The 7,342-nt window shown below is 63.7% G+C and carries 6 protein-coding genes, 1 pseudogene and 1 other annotated feature; of the genes and pseudogenes, 6 read left to right on the forward strand and 1 reads right to left on the reverse strand.

The features are described from left to right. The first annotated feature begins 2 nt into the window (after positions 1-2). The gene (locus QVE23_RS03320) at positions 3-1,076 is read left to right on the forward strand and encodes a M24 family metallopeptidase (RefSeq protein WP_287967572.1); all 1,074 of its coding nucleotides are present in this window, start codon (positions 3-5) and stop codon (positions 1,074-1,076) included. Positions 1,077-1,201: 125 nt separating this feature from the next. Then, positions 1,202-2,470 carry a replication-associated recombination protein A gene (locus QVE23_RS03325; protein WP_287967573.1) on the forward strand — a complete coding sequence of 423 codons (1,269 nt, stop codon included), beginning with the start codon at positions 1,202-1,204 and terminating at the stop codon, positions 2,468-2,470. On the opposite strand, the gene QVE23_RS03330 is transcribed toward QVE23_RS03325, so the two are convergent. Further along, positions 2,451-3,386, reverse strand: coding sequence for a S1 RNA-binding domain-containing protein (locus QVE23_RS03330; protein ID WP_021750677.1), 936 nt, complete (start codon positions 3,384-3,386; stop codon positions 2,451-2,453). The two genes, QVE23_RS03325 and QVE23_RS03330, sit on opposite strands and share 20 nt — an antisense overlap. 94 nt (positions 3,387-3,480) lie before the next feature. On the opposite strand from QVE23_RS03330, the gene QVE23_RS03335 reads away from it, so the two are divergent. The 4 genes and pseudogenes from QVE23_RS03335 to QVE23_RS03350 form a co-directional block, all read left to right on the forward strand. Continuing rightward, positions 3,481-3,672: a DUF951 domain-containing protein gene (locus QVE23_RS03335; RefSeq protein ID WP_021750676.1), complete on the forward strand. Its 192-nt coding sequence runs from the start codon at positions 3,481-3,483 to the stop codon at positions 3,670-3,672. A gap of 284 nt (positions 3,673-3,956) precedes the next feature. Next, positions 3,957-4,700: pseudogene (locus QVE23_RS03340) on the forward strand (sigma-E processing peptidase SpoIIGA); the annotation flags it as partial. Between the two features lie 115 nt (positions 4,701-4,815). Continuing rightward, positions 4,816-5,520: an RNA polymerase sporulation sigma factor SigE gene (gene sigE / locus QVE23_RS03345; RefSeq protein WP_197714239.1), complete on the forward strand. Its 705-nt coding sequence runs from the start codon at positions 4,816-4,818 to the stop codon at positions 5,518-5,520. Positions 5,521-5,566: 46 nt separating this feature from the next. Beyond that, positions 5,567-5,792: a binding site (T-box leader), on the forward strand. Between the two features lie 151 nt (positions 5,793-5,943). Continuing rightward, positions 5,944-7,342 (forward strand): valine--tRNA ligase (locus tag QVE23_RS03350; RefSeq protein ID WP_287967574.1); only part of this gene is annotated, 1,399 nt, incomplete at its 3' end.

Below are 7,342 nucleotides of genomic sequence, written 5' to 3' on the forward strand. Positions count from 1 at the left end.
TCATGTATCAGGAGCGAATCAGCCGCGTACTGGCCGCCATGGAACGGATGGGCCTGGAGCAGATGCTCGTGTCCGATCCGGACAGCATCTGGTATCTGACAGGGTACGATGTGTTCCCGTTTGAACGGCTGTACGCCTTTTACCTGCGGAAGGACGGACAGCACAAGTTATTTCTGAACAAACTGTTCCCGGTGCCGGAGGCACCCTATGAGCAGGTGTGGTTCTCCGACACGGACGACTATCTCGCCATTCTGGCAAATGCCGTGGACGGGGAAAAGGACATGGGCGTGGACAAGGACTGGCCCGCCCGGTTTCTGCTGCCCCTGATGGCCCACAATCCCAGCTGCAAGTATGTGCGGGCCTCCGACTGCGTGGACGACGCCCGGGCCTGCATGGACGGGGTGGAGGGGGACCTGATGGGGGAGGCCTCCCGCATCAACGACGTGGTGATGGAGCGGGCTGCCGCCTACATGAAAGAGGGCATGACCGAGCGGGAGGTGGCCGACTACATCGTGGCCCAGTACGCCGCCGAGGGCTGTGACTCCACTGCGTTCCTGCCCATCGTCTCCTACGGCGCCCACGCCGCGGACCCCCACCACGAGGCGGACCAGACCCGCCTGAAGGCTGGGGACTGCATCGTCATTGACATGGGCTGCCGGAAGAACCGCTACTGCTCCGACATGACCCGGACCTTCTTCTGCAGGGCGGCGGATCCCAAGTACGCCGCCATCCACGACCTGGTGCGGGAGGCCAACGAGCTGGCGGAGTCCATGCTGCGGCCCGGCGTGCCCCTGTGCGACCTGGACAAGGCCGCACGGGACCACATCTCCGCCGCCGGATACGGAGAATACTTCACCCACCGGCTGGGCCACTTCATCGGCCAGACGGAGCATGAGAAGGGCGACGTCAGCGCCACCAACACCACCCTGGCCAAGCCGGGTATGATCTTCTCCATTGAGCCCGGCGTGTATCTGCCCGGCGAATTCGGTGTCCGGGTGGAGGACCTAGTGCTGGTGACGGAGGACGGCTGCGAGATTTTGAACCACGTGGACAAGCACTGGAAGACCGTTGGCTGAGTTTACAGGCCGAAAGCCGGGAGGACGGACTGTCTTCCCGGCTTTTTGGCGTTTTCCCGGTGGAAATTTCCAATGGGCCATGCTATAATGAATGTTCCGAGATCAACAGGGAAGGGGGTGCCGCCATGCAGCGGCCTCTTGCGGATGAGATCCGCCCCAAAACATTGGACGAGGTGGTGGGCCAGCGGCATCTGCTCTCCCCCGGCGCCGTGCTCCGGCGGCTGATCGACAGCGGCACGGAGGCGAATATGGTGTTCTACGGCCCCTCCGGCACCGGAAAGACCACCATCGCCAACATCATCGCCCGGCAGACCAATAAGACCCTCCACCGGCTCAACGCCACCACCGCATCCTTGCAGGACGTGAAGGACATCATTGCCGACGTGGGGACGCTGCTGGCCCCAGGGGGCATTCTGCTGTACCTGGACGAGATTCAGTACTTCAATAAGAAGCAGCAGCAGAGCCTGCTGGAATTCATGGAGAACGGCTCTTTGACCCTCATCGCCTCCACCACGGAGAACCCGTACTTTTATGTGTACGGAGCCCTGCTGTCCCGCAGCACGGTGTTTGAGTTCAAGGCCGTGTCGCCGGAGGAGGTGGAACCCGCTGTCCTGCGGGCACTGAAGATCGAGCAGGACCGTTCGCCCCTGCCCCTGGACTGGGAGCAGGATGTGCCCCGGCAGATCGCCACCGCCTGCGGCGGCGACGTCCGCAAGGCCATCAATGCGGTGGAACTTCTGTGCCGGGCAGCCATGCCCAGAGAGGGGAAGCTGATGCTGACCCTGGACGACGTGGAGCAGGTGGCCCAGCGCAGCGCCATGCGGTACGACAGAGGCGGCGACGCCATGTACGACGCCGCCTCCGCCCTGATGAAGTCCCTCCGGGGCAGTGACCCGGATGCGGCGCTCCACTACCTGGCCCGCTTTCTGGAGGCGGGGGACCTCATCACCCCCTGCCGGCGGCTGCTGTGCTCCGCCAGCGAGGATGTGGGGATGGCGTACCCCCAGGCGGTCTCCATTGTGAAGGCATGTGTGGATACTGCCATGCAGCTGGGGCTGCCGGAGGCCCAGCTGCCCCTGGCCCAGGCGGCTATCCTGCTGGCCACGGCCCCCAAGTCCAACAGCGTGACAGCCGGTATCGGCAGGGCCTGGGCAGACGTGAGGGCAGGCCGCACCGGGGACGTGCCCCGGGAACTGCAGAACGTTCACGCGGACTCCGCCGGTATGGAGCGGGAGCAGGGCTACCTGTACCCCCACGACTTTCCCCGCCACTGGGTACAGCAGCAGTATCTGCCCGATGCCCTGAAGGGTGTCCATTACTACGAATACGGCGATAACAAGACGGAGCAGGCCGCCAAGCACTACTGGGACGAGATCAAGGGTCCTCAGCCGTGAACACCGTCTCCACGGCCGGCTTCTCATACCCGGCAGGGGAGTAGACCCACCGGTCCAGTACCCCGTCGGTGATCTGATAGCGCAGCGGCTCCGGCTCTGCCAAGGGCGGCAGCTTTTCGATCACCTGGAGCTTGATCTTCATCCGCTCCGGACGGATGGACTTGATGTAGACAGAGACGCCGTCCCCCGGGCGCAGGTCCTCTCGGGCGTCTGCCAGGCCGGAGAGGTTGGGGGCCAGCTCGATGAAGCTGCCGTACTCCTTCACGCTGCGGACCTCGCCCCGGACTGTCTCGCCGGGATGAAACCAGCTGGCATTCTCCATCCAGGTGCCCAGCAGCTCCTTGTGAGTCATGGTGATCCGGCGCTTCTCCCGGTCTATGGACCGGACGGCTGCCAGAATCTTCTGCCCGGGCCGGAACCGCTCCTTCGGATGGGAAATGCGGGAGACGGAGATGTGCTCGATGGGCAGCATAGCCACGATGCCGCAGCCGATATCCAAAAAAGCGCCGAAGGACTCCAGATGCGTCACCACCGCAGTGACCACGGAGCCTGGGCGCAGGTGCTCCAGGAAGAAGTCCATGGCCCGCTCCTGAACGGCCCGGCGGGAGAGCAGTGCCGTGGGCGCGCCCTTTTCATCGGCCCGGAGGGCCGTCACGAGAAAACAGGCGGGCTTTCCCACCCGGGAGAGGACGGCGATGTCCCGCTGGGCCCCGCTGATCCAGGGGGAGAGGACCTCCTCCCGGGGGATGCGGGCCTGGATGCCTCCCAGGGAGAGAAGCAGGTTGTGTCCGGCATCACACCGGAGGACCCGATCCTCCAGCACCGTGTTCTGCTCCATGGCCTCCCGCAGGCTCTGGAGCGTGAAAGAAGAGGGAGGGCGCAGGCCCTCCGGCGGATACAGCTTGTTTTCCGGCATATTGTAATCGCATCCTATCTGCCGCAACGGCGGCGTGTTGTTCCATACCGTTACTATATGCAGCCCGGGAGGCTGCTTTGACAAGGAGGCCAATATGGACCTGCATCTGCATGACAAAGTGGAGCTGAAGAAAGCCCATCCCTGCGGCAGCACCCAGTGGGAGATTCTGCGGGTGGGCATGGACATCAAGCTCAAGTGCCTGGGCTGCGGGCATGAGCTGATGCTGCCCCGCAGCAAGGCGGAAAAGAGCATCCGCAAGATCCTGACGGAGGAGGGAAACAAGTGAGCAACAAGCACAGACTGTTTGCCGCGATCCTGGTGGTCATTCTGGTGATTTCCATGCTGGCATCGCTGATTGTTCCGTATTTATCATTGCTGTAAAGTTATTTCCCATCACAGTATTTCCATGCCGCCGGAGCCGCAGCATTTGTGCTGCGGCCCCAATCGGCTGCCGGGGGGACGCACCTTTTTACAGGGCGCGTCCCCCTTTTGCGACCGTATTTCTCTGCGGTCTGCCCTATAATAGTCCCACGGAACGGAAGGGAGGCGGATCGCTTGACCGTGGTGTATGTGGACAGCGTGTTTGTGCTGAACGCGCTGATGGACTATCTGCTGGTGCTCTGCGCCGCGCGTCTGGCGGGCATTCCCCTCCGGCGGAGACGCTACCTTCTGGCGGGCCTGCTGGGGGGCGCCTATGCCGTGGCGGTATTTCTGCCGGGGCTGGGCTTTCTCTCCGCAACGCCGGTGAAGCTGGCGGCAGGCATACTGCTGGCGCTGGCGGCCTATGGAGGAGAGGCAAAGCTGCTGCGGCTGACGCTGCTGCTGTTCGCCGTCTCCTGTGCCATGGCCGGGTGCGTGCTGGCCCTGGGCCTAGTGGCGGGGGGCGGCGTGCCGATGGTGAACGGCGTGTTCTACACGGACGTGGATGCAAAGGTGCTGCTGACCGCTGCGGCCGCGGCCTATCTGGTTCTGACAGTGGTGTTTCGTGCGGCGGCGGGAAAGGGCGTCCGGGGCGAGCTGGTGCGGGTACAGGTGTGTCTGGCCGGGCGGACCACGGCGTTTACCGCTTTCTGCGACACGGGAAACGCCCTGCGGGATCCAGTCTCCGGAGCGCCGGTGCTGGTGGTGGCTCCGGGACGGCTGGACGGCGCGCTTCCAAGAGAGGTCCGCTCTCTGCTGGACCGCGGGGCGCTGGAGCGTCCCGCAGAGCTGCTGGAGCCCATGATGCGGGCGGCGCCGGAGCTGCGGTTCCGTCTGATCCCCTACCACGCGGTGGGAGTGGCGGGCGGACTGCTGCTGGCGGTGCGCAGCGACTGGACGGAGGTGGCGGGGGAGCGGTATGCCGGACTGCCGGTTGCCTTTTCCCCCACAGAGCTGGGGACGGGATACAGCGCCCTGTGGGGCGGCGCGGCTGGAAGGAGAAGAAACCATGAAGGACTGGATGAAACAATGGCGGCGGCTGCTGGTGCGGGTGGGGCTGCTGCCGCCGGCGGAGCTGCACTACATCGGGGGCAGCGACACCCTGCCACCGCCCCTGAGCCGGGAGCGGGAGGCGGAGCTGCTGGAGCGCATCGGGGAGGAGGACGCCCGCAAGGAGCTGATCGAACATAATCTGCGGCTGGTGGTGTACATTGCCCGGCGGTTCGAGAACACGGGAGTGGGGATCGAGGACCTGATTTCCATCGGCACCATCGGGCTCATCAAGGCGGTGGGCACCTACCGGACGGACAAGAACATCAAGCTGGCCACCTATGCCTCCCGGTGCATCGAGAACGAGATTTTGATGTACCTGCGCAAAAATGCCGGGCGGAAGGGGGAGGTGTCCTTCGACGAGCCGCTGAACACCGACTGGGACGGCAACGAGCTGCTGCTCTCCGACGTGCTGGGGACTGAGGCGGACGTGGTGATGCGCCCCATCGAAGAGGATGTGGAGCGGGACCTGCTGGCGGCGGCCATCAACGTTCTCTCGCCCCGGGAAAAGCAGATCATCACGCTGCGGTTCGGCCTGGGGGGCGGAAAAGAGCAGACCCAGAAAGAGGTGGCGGACCAGCTGGGCATCTCGCAGAGCTACATCTCCCGGCTGGAAAAGCGCATCATCTCCCGGCTGAAGAAGGAGATCCTGCGGCTGAGCTGACGCTTGACAATCGAACCGGGGTATACTATACTAAAATAAAATATGGCAAACTGCGAGGAAGGGAAGCAGTATCCGGTGGGCAGCGGCCAAGAGAGAGAACGGCTGGTGTGAGTTCTCCCAAAGCCGCCGGAGAAGTCGTCCCGGAGCACCGGAGCCGAAGCATCAGTAAGCCCCGGCGGAGGCCCACCGTTGACAGGGCAGGCGCAAATGCGCCGCAGAGTGCGGGTTTTCCCGAATCCAGGTGGTACCACGGACATTTGTTCGCCCTGAGCCGAAAGGCCCAGGGCGTTTTTGCTGTGTAAGCGCGCATAAAGCATTCTGCTGGAGCTGAGCTGCGATCTGGCGAACGGCAGGGCGGTGCGGACCGGCGCCCCAGTCATGACAAAAAGGACGAAAGTTCAGAGAATAGGAGAGATCGAACGTATGATGAAAGAACTGCCCAAGGTGTATGAACCCCAACAGGTGGAGTCCCGCATCTACCAGATGTGGGAGGACAACGACTGCTTTAACGGGGATCCGGATCCCAAGAAGAAGCCCTTCTCCATCGTCATGCCGCCCCCCAACGTCACGGGCCAGCTCCACATGGGCCACGCCCTGGACTGCACATTGCAGGACATCCTGACCCGCTTCAAGCGGATGCAGGGCTACTCCACGCTGTGGGTCCCCGGCACCGACCATGCCGGCATCGCCACTCAGATCAAGGTGGAGGAGGAACTGCGCGTCAAGGAGGGCCTGACCCGCTATGATCTGGGCCGGGAGAAGTTCCTCCAGCGGGTGTGGAAGTGGAAGGAGGAGTATGGCAACCGCATCGTGGAGCAGCAGAAGAAGATGGGCGTCTCCTGCGACTGGAGCCGCTCCCGCTTCACCATGGATGAGGGCTGCTCCAAGGCTGTGCGGGAGACCTTCTGCGAGCTGTATGACAAGGGCCTGATCTACAAGGGAAGCCGCATCATCAACTGGTGCCCCCACTGCATCACCGCCCTGTCCGACGCCGAGGTGGAGTATGTGGACAAGCCCGGCCACCTGTGGTATATCCGCTATCCCCTGGCCGACGGCAGCGGCGATCTGGTGGTGGCCACCACCCGTCCCGAGACCATGATGGGCGACACCGGCGTGGCTGTGAATCCGGAGGACGAGCGGTTCCGTGATCTGGTGGGCAAGACCTGCATCCTGCCCATCATGAACCGGGAGATCCCCATTGTGGCGGACGACTACGTGGAGCTGGGCTTCGGCACCGGCGCTGTGAAGATGACTCCCGCCCATGACCCCAACGACTTCGAGGTGGGCCTGCGCCATAACCTGGAGGTCATCCGCTGCATCGGCGACGACGGCAGGATCAACGAGAACGGCGGCCCCTACAATGGGATGGACCGGTACGAGTGCCGCAAGCAGATCGTCAAGGACCTGGAGGAGCAGGGCTATCTCGTCAAGACCGAGCCCTACAACCACAATGTGGGCACCTGCTACCGCTGTCACAATGACGTGGAGCCCCTGATCTCCGCCCAGTGGTTCGTGAAGATGGAGCCCCTGGCCAAGGAGGCCCTGCGGGTGGTCCGGGAGGGCGAGGTGAAGTTCGTGCCCGAGCGGTTCGCCAAGACCTACACCAACTGGATGGAGAACGTCCATGACTGGTGCATCTCCCGCCAGCTGTGGTGGGGCCACCAGATCCCCGCCTGGACCTGCGACGACTGCGGCCACATCAACGTCTCCCGGGAGGACCCCACCAAGTGCGAAAAGTGCGGCTCCACCCATCTGACCCGGGACCCGGACGTGCTGGACACCTGGTTCTCCAGCGCCCTGTGGCCCTTCTCCACCCTGGGCT

The organism is Oscillibacter sp. KLE 1728, assembly GCF_934833455.1.
In the GTDB taxonomy this organism is placed as follows: Bacteria; Bacillota; Clostridia; order Oscillospirales; family Oscillospiraceae; genus Oscillibacter; species Oscillibacter welbionis.

Bases quoted from the DNA above. Each gene is read 5' to 3' on its own strand.
- QVE23_RS03325 (WP_287967573.1), top strand. From the start codon at position 1,202: ATGCAGCGGCCTCTTGCGGATGAGATCCGCCCCAAAACATTGGACGAG.
- QVE23_RS03320 (WP_287967572.1), top strand. From the start codon at position 3: ATGTATCAGGAGCGAATCAGCCGCGTACTGGCCGCCATGGAACGGATG.
- QVE23_RS03335 (WP_021750676.1), top strand. From the start codon at position 3,481: ATGGACCTGCATCTGCATGACAAAGTGGAGCTGAAGAAAGCCCATCCC.
- sigE (WP_197714239.1), top strand. From the start codon at position 4,816: ATGAAGGACTGGATGAAACAATGGCGGCGGCTGCTGGTGCGGGTGGGG.
- QVE23_RS03330 (WP_021750677.1), bottom strand. From the start codon at position 3,386: ATGCCGGAAAACAAGCTGTATCCGCCGGAGGGCCTGCGCCCTCCCTCT.